We start from the raw sequence: 16,107 nt of genomic DNA, 5'->3' as shown, positions 1-16,107 counted from the left end.
CTTTATGATTATGAACAGAAATCAATATGCAGATATAATTTTACAACGATTAATTGATCAAAAGGAAGAAATAAGTCAACAATACAATAGTAGCAAAGATAAGATCGGTTATTTTTGGGTTGATGATTTGTTGCCAGAAGAATTAGCTTTGGAGATAAATCAAGTTTTTCCGCAAGAAAAAGAAATGGTGTTGAAAAAAAGTTTGAAAGAAGATAAATATATTGCAGTTCAAATGAATCAATATCATCCTATTTTAGAGGAAATTATTTATGCTTTTCAAGATGAGAGAATCGTAAATTTGATTGCTGAAATTTGTGAAATAAAACAACCTATTCCAGATTCGTCTTTGTATGCTGGTGGTTTATCTATGATGGGAAATCGTCAGTTTTTGCAGCCACATTTGGATAATTCTCATGATGCGAAAAGGGAATTGTGGCGTGTGTTGAATTTGTTGTATTATGTAACACCTGACTGGAAAGAAGAATATGGTGGTAATTTGGAAGTTTGGCCAAATGGATTGAAAAATGATCAGATTACAATTTTTAGTAAATTCAATCGATTAGCAGTAATGGCAACGCATAATGATTCTTTGCATTCGGTTTCTCCAATAAAATTTGAAGGTTTTAGAAAATGTGTTTCAAATTATTATTTTTCTAAAGAACCTTTAAGAGAAACAGATTCCTTTCATGTGACTTCGTTTAGAGGTCGTCCAGAGCAAAAGGTTTTGGATCAAGTTTTACAAGTTGATAATGCACTAAGAATGGGTGTTAGAAAAGTATTTAAAAAAGGAGTAGTGGAAAATCCACATATTTATAAAAAAGATAAAAAGTAGATTAAATTTTAATCTACTTTTTTATTTGTTCAAAAATCTCCTTTAATTTTAATTCTTCATTTTCCCAACAAAGTTCATTTGCAGCATTTGCAAGGTTTTCTTGGTAACTTCTTTTTCCTTCGTTTAAGATTTCTTGTAGTTTTTCAGCCAAATGTTTTGGATTGTGGTTGTCAATCACTTTTCCAACTTTATATTCTTCAACCATTTTTTTGATTTCAGGTAAATTTGTTGCTAAAATTGGTACTCTAGCTTGAATAAAGTCAAATAATTTATTCGGTAGAGCGTAGCGATAGCTTAATCCTAAATCTTCTTCCATACTCATTCCTACATCAGCTAAAGGTGTTATAGTTTTTAAAGTTTTTGGGGGAATATTTCCTAAAAAATGAATGCGATTAGTCAAGTTAAAATCTTTTACCAATTGTTCGTATTCAGTTTTTTTAGGTCCTTCGCCAGCAATCCAAAATTGACAATTATCAATGTGTTTAAACGCTTCAATCATTTTGTCAATTCCTCGACTCATGTTAATTGCGCCTTGATACAATAATATTTTATCGTTTGTTGGATTTTCGGGTAAGCGAAAGAAAATTAAATCTTGTTTATCGTTAAGTTTTGTTCGGTTGGGAACATTTCTAATCACAGCCGGATTAGCACCATATTCCTTGCGAAACCAATTGGCATATCCATCACTTACTGTATAAAAATACTTGATTTTTGGAACAAGAGAACGTTCTAAAGTTTTCCAAACTTTTTTTGTTTTAGGACGATTGTGTAATGATGGTAATTCTGAATAAATTTCGTGACTATCAAAAACTAAAGGAATTTTTTTGATTTTACTAACCAAATAAAAAGGAAGTAAACTATCCAAATCATTCGCTAATAAAATAGTCTGTTTATCCGCTTTTTTAAGCAAAGTGAAAAACAATTTGTAATTGAACTCTGCATACTTTTTCATTGTTGATTGATTCTTTTGTTCTATCAAAAATGTCTTGTACGGCTTATTCAATTTCGGTCTACCGTTTATAGTCGCGCCAATCAATTCTATATCGTATCCAAATTTTAACAAAGAATGGCAAACTTTATCTAATCTTTGATCAGTTTCAATATTATTTAGTACAGCAGATAGGATTTTCAATTTTATGGTTTTTTAAGATTATTTTCCAGGTTTGAAGACGATATAATACGCCTGAACTAAAAATAAAATCGCATTTGGAATAAGGACTGGCCAAGCCTCGATCATAGCAGCATAAATTACAAAACATACACAACCAATTGCATTGATAATGCGGATAATTGTAATCTTCGAAAAAAAGAATGCTAGTACAATAAAGACTGAAGCAAGATAGCCAAAAATATCAGCTATACCAATGTTAGATAAAAAATCCATAAAACGATAAATAAGAATGATAAAGTATAGGCAAAATTATGAAAAATAAGTCGATAACTTTGTGTAAATTTGCACAATGATAGAAACTTTATCAAAGATAAAACACAAAGATTCGCCAAACTTCTTTTTACTTGCTGGTCCATGTGCCATCGAAAGTGAAGATATGGCTTTGAGAATTGCTGAAAAAGTAGTAACAATTACTGATAAATTAGAGATTCCTTATGTTTTTAAAGGATCTTTCAAAAAAGCAAATCGTTCTCGTATTGATAGTTTTACAGGAATTGGAGATGAAAAAGCATTGAAAATTATTCAAAAAGTTGGAGAAACTTTTGATGTTCCAACAACTACAGATATCCATGAACCTTTTCATGCAGAAATGGCAGCGGCTTATGTAGATGTGTTACAAATTCCTGCTTTCTTGGTTCGTCAAACCGATTTAGTGGTTGCAGCTGCACAAACTGGAAAACATGTTACGTTGAAAAAAGGTCAATTTCTTTCGCCAGAAGCGATGAAATTTCCTGTAGAAAAAGTAACAGATTCTGGTAATAATAATGTAGCAATTATCGAGCGTGGAACAATGTTAGGTTACGGAGATTTAGTGGTAGATTATCGTGGAATTCCTGTGATGCAAAATTATGCACCAGTTATTTTAGATATCACACATTCTTTACAACAACCAAATCAGGCTTCAGGTGTAACAGGAGGAAAGCCAGAATTAATCGAAACGATTGCTAAAGCTGGAATTGCTGTTGGTGCTGATGGTATTTTTATCGAAACGCATCCAGATCCTAAAAATGCAAAAAGTGACGGTGCAAACATGTTACAATTAGATTTGTTAGAAGACTTATTAACTAAATTAGTTAGAGTTCGTCAGGCAATTCTATAAAAATAATTTTTAAAGAAAATTTATTAAATAATACTTAGTCAAGTTGATTAAGTATTTTTAATTTTTTTAGATAATGGATAATTTAATTCAGAAATATAATATTCCAGGACCTCGTTACACAAGTTATCCAACTGTTCCGTTTTGGGACAATGATGATTTTACTAAACAAGGTTGGATTGAAACTTTTCAACGATCTTTCGATGAAAGTAATGTAGAAGAAGGAATATCAATTTATATTCATTTACCTTATTGCGAGTCGTTGTGTACGTTTTGTGCATGTAACAAACGTATTACGAAACAACATTCGGTAGAAGTTCCGTATATTGATACAGTTTTGAAAGAATGGAGATTATATGTGGATTTATTTTCATCTCGACCAAAAATTAAAGAAATTCATTTAGGAGGAGGAACACCAACGTTTTTTTCTCCAGAAAATTTGAAGAAATTAATTGATGGTATTTTTGAATATGCGGATGTAGCTGAAGGACACGAATTTAGTTTAGAAGGTCATCCAAATAACACAACAAGAGAACATTTACAGGCTTTATACGATTTAGGTTTTAGACGTATTTCGTATGGTGTACAAGATTATGATCTGAAAGTTCAGGAAGCGATCAATCGTGTTCAACCTTTCGAGAATGTGAAAAGAGCAACCGAAGAAGCGCGCGAAATTGGTTTTACATCGATTTCTCACGATTTGATTTTTGGTCTTCCACATCAAACAATGGAAGGAATGATGGAAACTATTAATTTGACAAAAGAATTAAATCCAGATCGTATTTCTTTTTACAGTTATGCGCATGTGCCGTGGATAAAAGGTGTTGGACAACGTGGTTTTCAGGACGATGATTTGCCTTCACCAGAATTGAAACGTGCATTATATGAAGAAGGAAAGAAAATGTTCGAGGAAATGAACTATTTCGAAGTTGGAATGGATCATTTTGCCTTAGAACAAGACTCGATGTATCAATCGATGAAAAACCATACATTACATCGTAATTTTATGGGATATTCTTCTTCGAAAACACAATTAATGGTTGGTTTAGGAGTTTCTTCTATCAGTGATTCTTGGTATAGTTTTGCACAAAACGAGAAGACAGTAGAAGAGTACGAAAAATCAATCAATAACGGAGAATTATCCGTTTTCAAAGGACATATATTATCAGAAGAAGATTTGATTATGCGTCGTCATATTCTAAATTTAATGTGTAATTTAGAAACTTCTTGGGCTGATGATAACATGAAATTTGATGATGTAGATCGTATCAAAACTATGTTACAAGATATGGTTGACGATAATTTGATTGAATTTGTAGAAAATGGTTTGATCGTAAAAGAAGAAGGACGTCCATACGTTCGAAATGTGTGTATGACATTCGATAAGAGAATGATAGATAACGAGCCAGAAACGCGCATTTTCTCAATGACAATCTAATAAAATAGATAAATGTTTTAAACTTTATCAAAAAAAGTATATATTTGAATATCTCAAACAATGAAAGAAATAGAAATTCACGGTAAAAAATTTATTCCGTACATCGCTTTTGAAGAAATAGAACACGCCATCAAAAATATGGCAAACGAAGTTTACGAAGAATACAAAGACGAAAGACCGATTTTTGTTGGTGTATTAAACGGAGTTGTAATGTTCTTCAGCGATTTCTTAAAACAATATCAAGGAGAATGTGAGATTTCGTTCTTGAAATTAAAATCTTACGAAGGAACAGAATCAACAGGGAAAATTACTATTGAGATGGATATTCCGATGAATGTTGAAGGACGTCACGTAATTATTTTAGAAGATATTGTAGATACAGGTAATACGTTAGTAGAGTTGCACCGAATCTTGAAAGAGAAAAAGGTAAAATCATTAAAAGTAGCAACTTTATTATTTAAGCCAGATGCTTACAAAAAAGATTTAAAAGTAGATTTAGTAGGAATTTCTATTCCTGATAAATTTGTAGTAGGTTATGGATTAGATTTTGACGGATTAGGAAGAAATTTACCAGATATTTATCAAATAAAACATTAAAACAAAATGCTAAACATTGTATTGTTCGGACCTCCTGGCAGTGGTAAAGGAACACAAGCTAAATTTTTAGAAGAAAAGTACCAAACTCCTCAAATTTCTACTGGAGACTTATTTCGTTTCAACCTTAAAAATGAAACAGAATTAGGCGCTCTTGTGAAATCTTACATGGACAAGGGACAATTAGTTCCAGATGAGGTAACAACAAATATGTTGGTTGATCATTTAGATAACAATCCAAATGCGCAAGGATACATTTTTGATGGATATCCACGTACAACATCTCAAGCAGAAGCTTTAGATAAAATCTTAGCAGATAAATACGAAAGCGAAGTTTCGATTACATTAGCATTAGTTGTGGATGACGAAATTTTGGTTCAACGTTTATTAGAACGCGGAAAAACTTCTGGTCGTGCTGATGATGTGGACGAAAAAATTATCCGTGATCGTATTACAGAATATTACGAGAAAACTGCAATTGTAGCAGAACACTACAAAGCGCAAGGAAAATGGGTTGAGATTGATGGAGTAGGTTCTATTGAAGATATTACCGAAAAATTGAACGCAGCAATTAAAGAAGTTTTATAAGAACAACTTTTACATAATACTAAAAATGCTCCTTTTAATTAAAGGAGCATTTTTTTATTATTATCATTTCTGAATGTAGCTTTTTGTGAAATGAAGAACCGACATCAGAATGACTTTTCTATTTTCCTTCAACCAAGCCTTTACAAATGTTTTTTACAACAGCAGGACCTTCATAAATAAAACCTGTATAAACTTGTAACAAACTTGCACCAGCTTCCAGTTTTTCTTTAGCATCTTCGGCTGTATGAATTCCGCCAACTCCAATGATAGGAAATGCTTTGTTCGATTTTTCAGAAAGATAACGAATCACTTCTGTTGAACGATTTTTAAGTGGTTTTCCCGAAACTCCACCAGTTTCTTTTACAATTTCTGGATCAGATTTTAATCCTTCTCTTGAAATGGTTGTATTTGTAGCAATCACTCCAGCAATTTTAGATTCTAATACAATATCTATAATATCGTCCAATTGAGAATCTGTTAAATCTGGTGCGATTTTAAGTAAAATTGGTTTCGGTTTTTCGTTTTGATTATTGTATTGTTGCAAATAATTAAGAATGTACAATAAAGGTTCTTTTTCTTGTAAATCGCGTAATCCAGGCGTGTTTGGAGAACTCACGTTAACTACAAAATAATCTACATAATCAAACAACGCATTGAAACATTTGATATAATCATCAACAGCATCTTCGTTTGGCGTTAATTTATTTTTACCAATATTTCCGCCAATAATATAGTTTTCACGATTTTTTAGTTCTCTAATTTTCGAAACAGCAAAATCAACACCTTTGTTATTAAATCCCATTCGGTTGATAATCGCTTCATCTTCTACCAAACGAAACATACGCGGCGCATCATTCCCTGGTTGAGGTTTTGGTGTAACGGTTCCAATTTCGATGAAGCCAAATCCGAAGTGGTCCAATTCTTCAATATATTCAGCATTTTTATCAAAACCAGCAGCTAAACCAATTGGATTTTTGAATTTAATTCCAAAAACTTCTCGGTCTAAACTTGGATGATTGTATTGATAAAATTTATCTAATAATTTTCCAACTCCAGGAAATGCAGCATAATTTTTTAGATTTCGCGTAACAAAATGATGCGCATCTTCGGGCTGTAATTGGAATAAAATGTTTTTGAATTGTTTGTACATGTTGCAAAATTAATCAATCCTATTCATTATAAAAATATGTTTTGATTACTTATTTTTTGCGATTGATTGTATTGTGCCAATTGGCGAAATTTCAACAGTTTTTTGACCTTTTACAACATAAAAATAATAGAGACTATTCGTATTGACTAAATAAATTTCTTTTTTCTCACCAGAATTGAAAGTTAAGGTTTGCCCATATTTTTCGAATTTTAAATCTCCATTTTTTATTCGTTTTGACAGAAAATTACCATCACCAATTCCAAATCCTATAAAGAAACAAATCAGCATAACAAAAAAGAATCCAATTAAATTTTGATTAATTTTCTTAGTGAATTCTTCGTTCGTGAGGTTATCAGTTTCTTTAATCTTGTAATATTTCTTAATGAATTTTTTCTCTGGATGTTTCAATGAATACTGTTTAAAACTATAAAGTAGAAAAATAAGAATAATAAAAAAGATTAGTAGGAAAGGATGTGCGGTAATTTCAGAAATTGGACTTATTAAGATATTCATAATGCTCGAAAATTTCAGAATATTAATATCCAATTGATAATAGAAAATAGATTCTTTAATAATTCCCATGAAGACTAAATAAATATAACCAAAAGGAAGTAATCGTTGTAAATGTTCGTTATTCATAAATCTTCAATCTATTTTTTGCGTAGTTTAATCTCTTTATTAATCATGGAAAGTTTGGCGATTAGAGGCATTAATGAAACAGAAGTTCCACATCCAATAGCTATGAAGGCATAATTACTGGTTTTTATTGCGGTGTAGATAAAGAATATAAACGCAAGAAACATAAAAGATCCAAATATAATTACAATATTTTTTGTTTGTTTTTGCTTTTTCAGAAGTTCGTTATCAATATATTCGGACAAATTTTTTTTAGTATTCATATTAGTGTGTTAATTAATTGAATAAATATAAATAAAAATCTGAGTCATTATAAATTATTCATTCAAAATAGATAATACAAGATTTTAATAAACAAATTAGAAATTGTACTTTTGCAGACTAATTAAAAGAGAAAAATTATGCAATCAAATTTTGTTGACTACGTAAAAATAAATTGTAGAGCCGGACATGGAGGTGCGGGTTCAGCAAGTTTGCATCGCGAAAAATATATTGACAAAGGTGGACCAGATGGTGGAGATGGTGGACGTGGAGGAAATATCACGCTTCTTGGAAACTCAAATCTTTGGACCTTGTTAGAATTTCGATTCAAAAGACATTTCCGTGCGCAAAACGGTGGACGTGGAGGTAAATCTCGTTCTACTGGTGCTGACGGTGAAGATATTATTTTGGAAGTTCCGATCGGAACAATTGCCAAAGATGACGAAGGAAATATTATTGGCGAAGTAACAGAAAATGGGCAAGAATTAATTATTGCGCAAGGAGGAAAAGGGGGGCTAGGAAACTGGCATTTCCGTTCTGCAACGCGTCAAACGCCTCGTTATGCACAGCCAGGTTTGGATGGTGACGAGCGTCAAGTTACATTGGAGTTGAAAATTTTGGCAGATGTTGGTTTAGTTGGTTTTCCAAATGCAGGAAAATCTACTTTATTATCAGCTGTTTCGGCTGCTAAACCAAAAATTGCAGATTACGCATTTACAACGTTAACACCTAACTTGGGAATTGTAGAATACCGTAATCATCAGTCATTTATTATGGCAGATATTCCTGGAATTATCGAAGGTGCGGCAGAAGGAAAAGGTCTTGGACATCGTTTCTTGCGTCATATTGAGCGTAATTCTAACTTATTATTTTTAATTCCTGCCGATACAGAAGATTATAAAAAAGAATATGAAATTCTGTTGAATGAATTGAAAAAATTCAATCCTGAATTGTTAGATAAAGAACGAATTTTAGCTATTTCTAAGTCAGATATGTTAGATGATGAATTGGAAGCTGAGATTAAAGCACAATTACCAACTGATATTGATACGATATTTATTTCGTCTGTTTCTGGAAAAGGAATCACAGAATTGAAAGATTTATTGTGGAAAAAACTACACGAATAACTAATTATTAAAGATAAAGACAAATGTTTGGAAATTTTGGAGACATCATGGGAATGATGGGAAAAATCAATTCATTTAAAGATAAATTTTCTGATTTGAAAAATGAATTAGATGGAGAAATTTTTACAACGACTTCTAACGATGGAAAAGTAAAAATTACAATGTCTAAATTGGCAACAGTAAAAGATATTGAACTTGCCGAAGGAATGGAAAAAGAAGAAATTGAAGATTTGTTAGTAATGACGTTAAACAAAGCGTTGGAACAAGTAAAAACAGAAGCAATTGACAGAGCGAAAAAAACGGCTCAAGAAAACTTACCAAACATTCCTGGAATGCCTTTCTAAGAAGAATTTGAAAAAAAATTAACCCCTGAAAATTAATTTTCAGGGGTTTTTGTTTGATGATTTGTTTCAATATTTTCCTCATCTAACGATTCCAAATATTCAGCTTTCAAACGTTCTTGTTCTTGGTAAATATCCCATAAACGCTCAGCTTGCGGGTCATAATAATTTTCTTGATCCCATTTCGGAACTTCTTTTTGTGGACCAATATTTCTAAACAGATAAGCGAAAAATGCACCCGAGATAAATCCACTCAAATGACCTTCCCAAGAAATAGAATTACTACTTGTATCAGATTTTAATTGCGGTAAAATTTCTTGAGGAACCATTCCCCAAATCATTCCGCCGTATAATAAAATAATGATTAGTGAAATCGCCATCAAACCACGTTCTTTTCTAATTATTCCACTAAAAAATATAAACGAAGCCAATAAGTAAACGATAGAACTTGCTCCAATATGACAACTTACATTGTCATCTAAAAAAGGTGGATTTCCGATGATCCAAAGAATAATTCCTGATAAAATCCAACCAAAGAAAATAACATAATAAGCCAATCTATCGTACATCAATAGCGCGATAAAGCTAAGAAAAGCTAACGGAAAAGTATTACTGATGATGTGTTTCCAACCTGAGTGAAATAAAGGCGAGAACAGAATTCCTTTTAACCCTACGAAAGTTCTCGGAATAACGCCGTAACAACTGTCTAAATTGTATCCGTTTTGTTGAAACAAAAAGATAATCCACATTGGGATAAGTAGTAAGAGAGGAATTATAATAGTTTTCTTTGGAAAAGGATAACTCATAAAATTGGTTTCGAAAACATCTTTCAATCTTTATTCCTTTCCATAAAATCTGCCAATTTTGGTCAAATTAAGCTTGATAGCGTTTTATTAATTCTTTTGCGAGTAATTTCCAATCGGTCCATTTTACACCAAGTTGATGATTTTGAGTAGCAATTTTATGTTGATAATTCAAATGCTTAATCACTTCTTTATAAGCTTTTATCAAATTAAAATTCGGATCGTAAATATGAGTAGCTTCAGAATTTGCACCATTAATTTCGAGTATGACAAAATTTCCGTTCTGAAAATCCTCTAAGCTTTTTGCTTTCAAATCGATTCGTCCATAATAAAAACCATCAATTTTTTTTGCAATTTGATCTATAGTTTCTTCTAATTTAGATGTCTTTAGAGAGGATCCGTCTAAAAAAGTTGTACCTCGACTATGATTTCCAATTGGTTCAACCAATAATTTTTCATCTTTTTGCAGAACTGAATTTAGTTCGTTTTGAAAACGTTTAAACAAATACTCTTTTCGATAAAAAGCTCTTAAATTTTGTTCGATTAATTCTTTCAATGTTGATTTTCCATCACCTGTAAACGTCAAAAAATCTTTAGCTGTTATAGAAAGTATTTTACCATTTTTTTCTTTTGGTAATCGAACATAGAAAACACCAAATTCAAAGTTTGATTGAATATATTCTTGTAAAATTAAATCGCGATTATTTTGTTCTAAATAATTTTTCCAATCAATTTTATTTCTGATTAATTCAACACCAATTCCACGTTCACCAAGATTTGGTTTCGCAATAAAAGGAAAATCAAACGGAATATCTTGTGTTGTAAATTCTTCAAAAAAAACAGTTTTTGGCTTATAATTTTCATCAATTTGATTGAGCAAATCAATTTTAGAATAATCAATAAATCCGCCCCATTTCATTGTAGGATTTGCCGAGCAAAAGTAAGCTGGAGCGCCTGTTTGAAAGATTTTATAAATGTACCAAGGTGTCAATGGCGCATAAAATAACCAGAATGGCCAAAATTCGTATCGTGTCCATTTTGTTATTTTCGGATTCATTTTTCTTGATTTTGAAAAGCAATTGTAGAAGATGCAATTCCAAAATTTTGTGGAATTTTAATCGTTGAAAAATGAGTTTCGATCGCAATTTTAATCAACGCAAAATGATGAATGCTATGATCAAAACAATACATTAATTCGCGATAATTTGTGGTATTAATTGTGAAATTCTCTCCGTAATAATTCTGTTTTAGCTGAATTGTTTTTTCTAAATCTAAACGTTCTATTTGTGATTTTAGATGATTCAGCGTATTCAAACTTTCAACAACCGAATTTTCTAAAGCACGATTTCGCTCTCTATCATCATAACAAATACAATTGTTTTTTTGCGCTTGTAAAAAGCACGAATAAAACTCGATAATATGACGAAAATGTTGACCAACAGAAGCACCAGAAATGATTTCTAATTCCTTTTGAAAAGACAGATCGTCAAATTGCAAAAGAATCGATTTCATTTCATCAAAGGAATGCGCTATAGTTTTCTGAATACTCATAATTCTTTGCAAAGATAAATTTTTACATTTGAACTAAATTGAAAAATGAGATGTGTATAATCAGTTTTTACAGAAATGAGGATGAATTTGTGTTGACGCACAACCGAGATGAGGAAATAAATCGTTCTTCTTCTAAAGAGATTGTGGAGCAAAAGCGTTTTGATAAAACTTATTTTTCGCCTGTAGATGAGCGCGCAAATGGAACTTGGATTTTTTATTCGGAACAATATGTTGCGTGTATTTTGAATGGAGGAATCGAAAAACCAATGCATTTCAAAGAAAAATACAGAGAAAGTAGAGGAATTATCTTATTAGATTTATTGAAATATAATTCTGTAAATGAGTTTATTAATTCGGAAAATTTGTCAGGAATCGCACCTTTTACAATTTTTGTTTTTGAAAGACTAACTAAAAATGCTTACCTTTTGTTTTGGAATGAAAATAAACTGAGCGTAAAAGATATTTCGCAAGAAAAAATTGTGACATGGTGTTCGTCGACATTGTACAGTCCTGAAAGAAGAAATGAAATTGATGAAATTTTTAATCAAAATAATGATTTAAAATCCGAAGAAATTTTAGAACTTCACGATGATTTGAAAATGAAAAAAGGTGATTTGTACGATTTTTTAGCAACGACATCTATCTCTCAAATTATTATGAATTCTTTAAGAATTGATATGAAATATTGTCAGCTATTTTGAAATTAATAGACAATAATTCGTTATTTTAAGGAATCATCAAATCATTTCGGACATAGGCATAATTTATGCTATAGTCTATCAGAATAATTATATTTGTTAAAGACAGCTTAAATAATAAAATGAACGATAATTTCTCACAACAAGTAAAAGACGTTATTTCTTATAGTAAGGAAGAAGCGTTGAGATTAGGCCACGACCAAATAGGAACGGAACACCTTCTGTTGGGGATTATTCGCGACGGTGAAGGGAAAGCCATTTCTGTCTTAGAAGCATTGAATGTCGATTTAGACGAAATGCGTCAAAAAATAGAAAACCTAAACCCAGCAAAAGAAACTCCAGGTAATAATATAAAAAATTTGAGTTTGACAAAACAAGCTGAAAGAGCGTTGAAAACAACATTCTTAGAAGCAAAATTGTTTAAAAGTCCGACTGTAAATACAATTCACTTATTATTGTGTATTCTTCGTAATGAAAACGATCCGATTACAAAATTGATGAATAAGTTGGATATTGATTACAATACAGTAAAGGAGGAATTCAAATTTCAATTTCAAGATGAGGAAATTCAATCTCCTCGTGCAGAAAATCCATCTTTTGATGGAGGTGATTCTGATAACGATTTTGAGCGTGCATCTACAAGTAAACCTACTTCGAAAAGTAAAACACCAGTTTTAGATAATTTCGGACGAGATTTGACAGCGATTGCGCAAGAAGGAAAATTAGATCCTGTAGTTGGACGCGAAAAAGAAATAGAACGTGTTTCGCAAATTCTTTCTCGTCGTAAAAAGAACAATCCATTGTTAATTGGAGAGCCAGGTGTTGGTAAATCTGCAATTGCAGAAGGTTTAGCGTTAAGAATTGTACAACGTAAAGTTTCGCGCGTATTGTTCAACAAACGTGTGGTAACATTAGATTTAGCATCATTAGTTGCTGGAACTAAATATCGTGGACAATTTGAAGAGCGTATGAAAGCTATTATGAATGAATTAGAGAAAAATGATGACATTATTCTTTTCATTGATGAGTTACATACAATTGTTGGAGCAGGAGGAGCTACAGGTTCTTTAGACGCTTCTAACATGTTCAAACCTGCTTTGGCTCGCGGTGAATTACAATGTATTGGAGCAACAACGTTGGACGAATATCGTCAATATATTGAAAAAGATGGCGCATTAGTTCGTCGTTTTCAAAATGTGATGGTTGAACCAACAACTCCAGAAGAAACATTACAGATTTTACATAACATCAAAGATAAGTACGAAGCGCATCACAATGTAAATTATACAGACGAAGCGTTGCAAGCTTGTGTTAATTTGACAACACGTTATATTACTGATCGTTTCTTGCCTGATAAAGCGATTGATGCTTTAGATGAAGCAGGTTCTCGCGTACACATCAAGAATATAAAAGTTCCACAAGAAATTTTAGACCTTGAAGCAAAATTAGAAGAAGTTCGCGAAGAGAAAACGAAAGTTGTAAAATCTCAAAAATACGAAGAAGCAGCTCGTTTACGTGATTCAGAGAAACAAATAGAAAGCGATTTGAAACGTGAGCAAGCAAAATGGGTGCAAGAATCGAAAGAGAATCGTGAAACGGTTACAGAAGAAAATGTAGCGGAAGTTGTTTCGTTGATGTCTGGCGTTCCTGTACATCGTGTAGCTGAAAAAGAATTGAAAAAATTAGCTCAAATGAATGAGTTAATGAAAGGAAAAGTAATTGGTCAAGATGAAGCGGTAACGAAAGTTGTGAAAGCAATTCAACGTAATCGTGCAGGATTGAAAGATCCAAACAAACCAATTGGTTCATTCATTTTCTTAGGGACTACAGGTGTTGGTAAAACACAATTAGCGAAAGTTTTAGCGAAAGAAATCTTTGATTCTAACGATGCATTAATTCGTATCGATATGTCAGAATACATGGAGAAATTTGCCGTTTCTCGCTTAGTTGGGGCACCTCCGGGTTACGTTGGTTACGAAGAAGGTGGACAATTAACAGAAGCAGTTCGCCGTAAACCATATGCAGTAATCTTATTAGATGAGATTGAGAAAGCACATCCAGATGTATTCAATATTTTATTACAAATTTTGGATGATGGTCATGTAACTGATAGTTTAGGTCGTAAAGTTGATTTCCGTAATACGATTATCATTTTAACGTCTAACATTGGTACAAGACAATTGAAAGAGTTTGGAGATGGTGTTGGATTTGGAACTTCATCTAAGAAAGATTCTGCTGATGAACGCGCAAAATCAACAATTGAAACAGCTTTAAAACGTGCTTTCGCGCCAGAATTTTTGAATCGTATTGATGATATTATTTTCTTTAATTCATTGACAAAAGAAGACATCATGAAAATCATCGATATTGAATTAGCAAGTTTAATCGAGCGTTTAATAGCTTTGAATTATCATATTGAATTAACAGAGGAAGCGAAGAATTTTATCGCAGACAAAGGATTTGATAAAGATTATGGAGCTCGTCCGTTGAAACGTGCTATTCAGAAATACATCGAAGATCCAATGGCAGAAGAAATTATCAATGCTGTAATTAGTGAAGGAGATGAATTAACTCTTGATTTAAATGAAGCAAAAGATGGTGTTAAAATTTCTGTAAAAGGAAAAACGAAAGAAGAAAAATCAGAATAATTTCTAAGTTTCTATAATAGAAAGGCTTGAACATTTTTGTTCAAGCCTTTTTTATTTCGGTAACTTTTGCCGTACATTTGCGCTCAGCAAGCCACTTTGTCGCTTCATGTATGTGAAGAGGAAAGTCCGGGCTCCAAAGAGTAAGCATAGCGGGTAACGCCCGTCCGTCGAGAGGCGAGGACAAGTGCAACAGAAAGTATGTACAGTTCGGCTGTAGTGAAACCAGGTAAACTCTATGCGGAGCAATGCCATGTATACCAGCAGTTAAGAGCTACTCGTTCGTTGCTGGGGGGTAGGCAGATTGATATTTTAGGTAACTAAAATACTAGATAAATGACAAAGCATCTTGATTTATTAAGGTGACAGAACCCGGCTTATCGGCTTGCTTTTTTCTATTTTTTGAAGTAAAGACTAAATAATTCTGAAGTATTAGAACAGTTGTTCTTTTTCAAAATATTTCTTCGATGCGTGTCAATAGTATGTTTACTTAAATCTATAGCGTTTGCTATATCCTGACTTGTGTAGCCTTTAATCAGAAATTCGATAATCTCCGTTTCTTTTTTTGTAAGTTGTAAAGATGAATTTGTTTTTGAATTAAGAAGATTATTCAATCCATCTTTGATGTTGTAAATATGCATAATAGGCTTTCCTCCAACCTTTATTTGTGTGATGTCAGTCGCTAAACAAAAAACTCGATTTGGTAAAAAATTTTTACTTAATTCGTAAAAGAAATGTTGCAAATGAATTTGATGAATTTCTCCTTTTTTATCTATCACACGAAAATCATAAGTAAATTTATAATTCATTCTTTCTTCAGGGACAATTTCCATACTAAAATTTGCAATTCGTTGCTGAATATCAATCACATGTTGCAAATCATCGGGATGTACCATTTGAACACATAATTCAGCTGTATATTCGTCAGGAAGATAACCCAAAATATCTTCGCATTGAGGAGAAACATATTCGAATGTTGCAGAATTAGGATTGATGAAATACATAAAAGATTCACCAAGAGCAAGACTTCTTAAAGTTTGTAAATAATCATTAATCGATTGAAAACTCTCATTTTTTTCGTTTAAGGTTCTACGATCTGTATTTTCACTCCATAGTTTTTTTACAATACTTGCATATTCAGTAATAGATTTTTGATTTGCTTTTTTCATATGCTTA

Annotated in this window: 17 protein-coding genes and 1 other RNA gene; 10 read left to right on the top strand and 8 right to left on the bottom strand. The window is 32.0% G+C overall.

Annotated elements, in window-relative coordinates:
• Positions 1–10 precede the first annotated feature (10 nt).
• Positions 11–832, top strand: a complete 822-nt coding sequence (locus HXZ69_RS01095; RefSeq protein WP_286474171.1) for a 2OG-Fe(II) oxygenase — start codon at positions 11–13, stop codon at positions 830–832.
• Between the two features lie 13 nt (positions 833–845).
• Here HXZ69_RS01095 and HXZ69_RS01090 read toward each other — a convergent pair whose 3' ends face one another.
• A complete protein-coding gene (locus HXZ69_RS01090) occupies positions 846–1,964 on the bottom strand; it encodes a glycosyltransferase (RefSeq protein WP_286494737.1) in 1,119 nt (372 codons plus the stop codon).
• An 18-nt stretch (positions 1,965–1,982) separates the two neighbouring features.
• Positions 1,983–2,216 carry a hypothetical protein gene (locus HXZ69_RS01085; protein WP_052217635.1) on the bottom strand — a complete coding sequence of 78 codons (234 nt, stop codon included), beginning with the start codon at positions 2,214–2,216 and terminating at the stop codon, positions 1,983–1,985.
• Between the two features lie 76 nt (positions 2,217–2,292).
• Here HXZ69_RS01085 and kdsA point away from each other — a divergent pair, with 76 nt between their 5' ends.
• The 4 genes from kdsA (at position 2,293) to HXZ69_RS01065 (ending at position 5,719) form a co-directional block, all read left to right on the top strand.
• Positions 2,293–3,102: a 3-deoxy-8-phosphooctulonate synthase gene (gene kdsA, locus HXZ69_RS01080; RefSeq protein ID WP_115001635.1), complete on the top strand. Its 810-nt coding sequence runs from the start codon at positions 2,293–2,295 to the stop codon at positions 3,100–3,102.
• Between the two features lie 73 nt (positions 3,103–3,175).
• Positions 3,176–4,537 carry an oxygen-independent coproporphyrinogen III oxidase gene (hemN, locus tag HXZ69_RS01075; RefSeq protein ID WP_115001634.1) on the top strand — a complete coding sequence of 454 codons (1,362 nt, stop codon included), beginning with the start codon at positions 3,176–3,178 and terminating at the stop codon, positions 4,535–4,537.
• A 60-nt stretch (positions 4,538–4,597) separates the two neighbouring features.
• Positions 4,598–5,134, top strand: a complete 537-nt coding sequence (gene hpt, locus HXZ69_RS01070) for a hypoxanthine phosphoribosyltransferase (protein WP_038333090.1) — start codon at positions 4,598–4,600, stop codon at positions 5,132–5,134.
• A 6-nt stretch (positions 5,135–5,140) separates the two neighbouring features.
• A complete protein-coding gene (locus tag HXZ69_RS01065; protein WP_125350758.1) occupies positions 5,141–5,719 on the top strand; it encodes an adenylate kinase in 579 nt (192 codons plus the stop codon).
• A 118-nt stretch (positions 5,720–5,837) separates the two neighbouring features.
• Here HXZ69_RS01065 and HXZ69_RS01060 read toward each other — a convergent pair whose 3' ends face one another.
• Both HXZ69_RS01060 and HXZ69_RS01055 read right to left on the bottom strand, forming a co-directional pair.
• Positions 5,838–6,869 (bottom strand): quinone-dependent dihydroorotate dehydrogenase, encoded by a 1,032-nt coding sequence (locus HXZ69_RS01060; protein WP_286494736.1) that lies wholly within the window; start codon positions 6,867–6,869, stop codon positions 5,838–5,840.
• A 45-nt stretch (positions 6,870–6,914) separates the two neighbouring features.
• Positions 6,915–7,508 (bottom strand): hypothetical protein, encoded by a 594-nt coding sequence (locus tag HXZ69_RS01055; protein WP_286494735.1) that lies wholly within the window; start codon positions 7,506–7,508, stop codon positions 6,915–6,917.
• A gap of 398 nt (positions 7,509–7,906) precedes the next feature.
• Between HXZ69_RS01055 and obgE the strand changes: the two genes are divergently transcribed.
• Both obgE and HXZ69_RS01045 read left to right on the top strand, forming a co-directional pair.
• Positions 7,907–8,893: a GTPase ObgE gene (gene obgE / locus HXZ69_RS01050; protein ID WP_115001628.1), complete on the top strand. Its 987-nt coding sequence runs from the start codon at positions 7,907–7,909 to the stop codon at positions 8,891–8,893.
• 23 nt (positions 8,894–8,916) lie between these two features.
• The gene (locus HXZ69_RS01045) at positions 8,917–9,237 is read left to right on the top strand and encodes a YbaB/EbfC family nucleoid-associated protein (protein WP_038333099.1); all 321 of its coding nucleotides are present in this window, start codon (positions 8,917–8,919) and stop codon (positions 9,235–9,237) included.
• A 32-nt stretch (positions 9,238–9,269) separates the two neighbouring features.
• On the opposite strand, the gene HXZ69_RS01040 is transcribed toward HXZ69_RS01045, so the two are convergent.
• From HXZ69_RS01040 to HXZ69_RS01030, 3 genes are all read right to left on the bottom strand, one after another.
• Positions 9,270–9,983: a rhomboid family intramembrane serine protease gene (locus tag HXZ69_RS01040; RefSeq protein ID WP_286494734.1), complete on the bottom strand. Its 714-nt coding sequence runs from the start codon at positions 9,981–9,983 to the stop codon at positions 9,270–9,272.
• A 124-nt stretch (positions 9,984–10,107) separates the two neighbouring features.
• Positions 10,108–11,094, bottom strand: coding sequence for an ATP-grasp domain-containing protein (locus HXZ69_RS01035; protein WP_286494733.1), 987 nt, complete (start codon positions 11,092–11,094; stop codon positions 10,108–10,110).
• Entirely contained in the window at positions 11,091–11,588 is a 498-nt protein-coding gene (locus HXZ69_RS01030; RefSeq protein ID WP_125350525.1) for a hypothetical protein, read from the bottom strand. Before HXZ69_RS01030 ends, HXZ69_RS01035 begins: the two co-directional genes overlap by 4 nt.
• Before the next feature lie 50 nt (positions 11,589–11,638).
• Here HXZ69_RS01030 and HXZ69_RS01025 point away from each other — a divergent pair, with 50 nt between their 5' ends.
• From HXZ69_RS01025 to rnpB, 3 genes are all read left to right on the top strand, one after another.
• Positions 11,639–12,289: an NRDE family protein gene (locus HXZ69_RS01025; RefSeq protein ID WP_115001619.1), complete on the top strand. Its 651-nt coding sequence runs from the start codon at positions 11,639–11,641 to the stop codon at positions 12,287–12,289.
• A gap of 119 nt (positions 12,290–12,408) precedes the next feature.
• A complete protein-coding gene (locus tag HXZ69_RS01020; RefSeq protein ID WP_286494732.1) occupies positions 12,409–14,934 on the top strand; it encodes an ATP-dependent Clp protease ATP-binding subunit in 2,526 nt (841 codons plus the stop codon).
• An 83-nt stretch (positions 14,935–15,017) separates the two neighbouring features.
• Positions 15,018–15,327: RNase P RNA component class A (rnpB, locus tag HXZ69_RS01015), an RNA gene on the top strand.
• Here rnpB and HXZ69_RS01010 read toward each other — a convergent pair.
• Positions 15,327–16,100, bottom strand: coding sequence for a LuxR C-terminal-related transcriptional regulator (locus tag HXZ69_RS01010; protein WP_219033690.1), 774 nt, complete (start codon positions 16,098–16,100; stop codon positions 15,327–15,329). The two genes, rnpB and HXZ69_RS01010, sit on opposite strands and share 1 nt — an antisense overlap.
• Positions 16,101–16,107: the final 7 nt, after the last annotated feature.

This window comes from Empedobacter sp. R132-2 (assembly GCF_030324375.1).
GTDB classification, from domain to species: domain Bacteria; phylum Bacteroidota; class Bacteroidia; order Flavobacteriales; family Weeksellaceae; genus Empedobacter; species Empedobacter falsenii_B.
The sequence above is the reverse complement of the archived record's forward strand: the minus strand, read 5'-3'. Positions and strand labels throughout refer to the sequence as shown.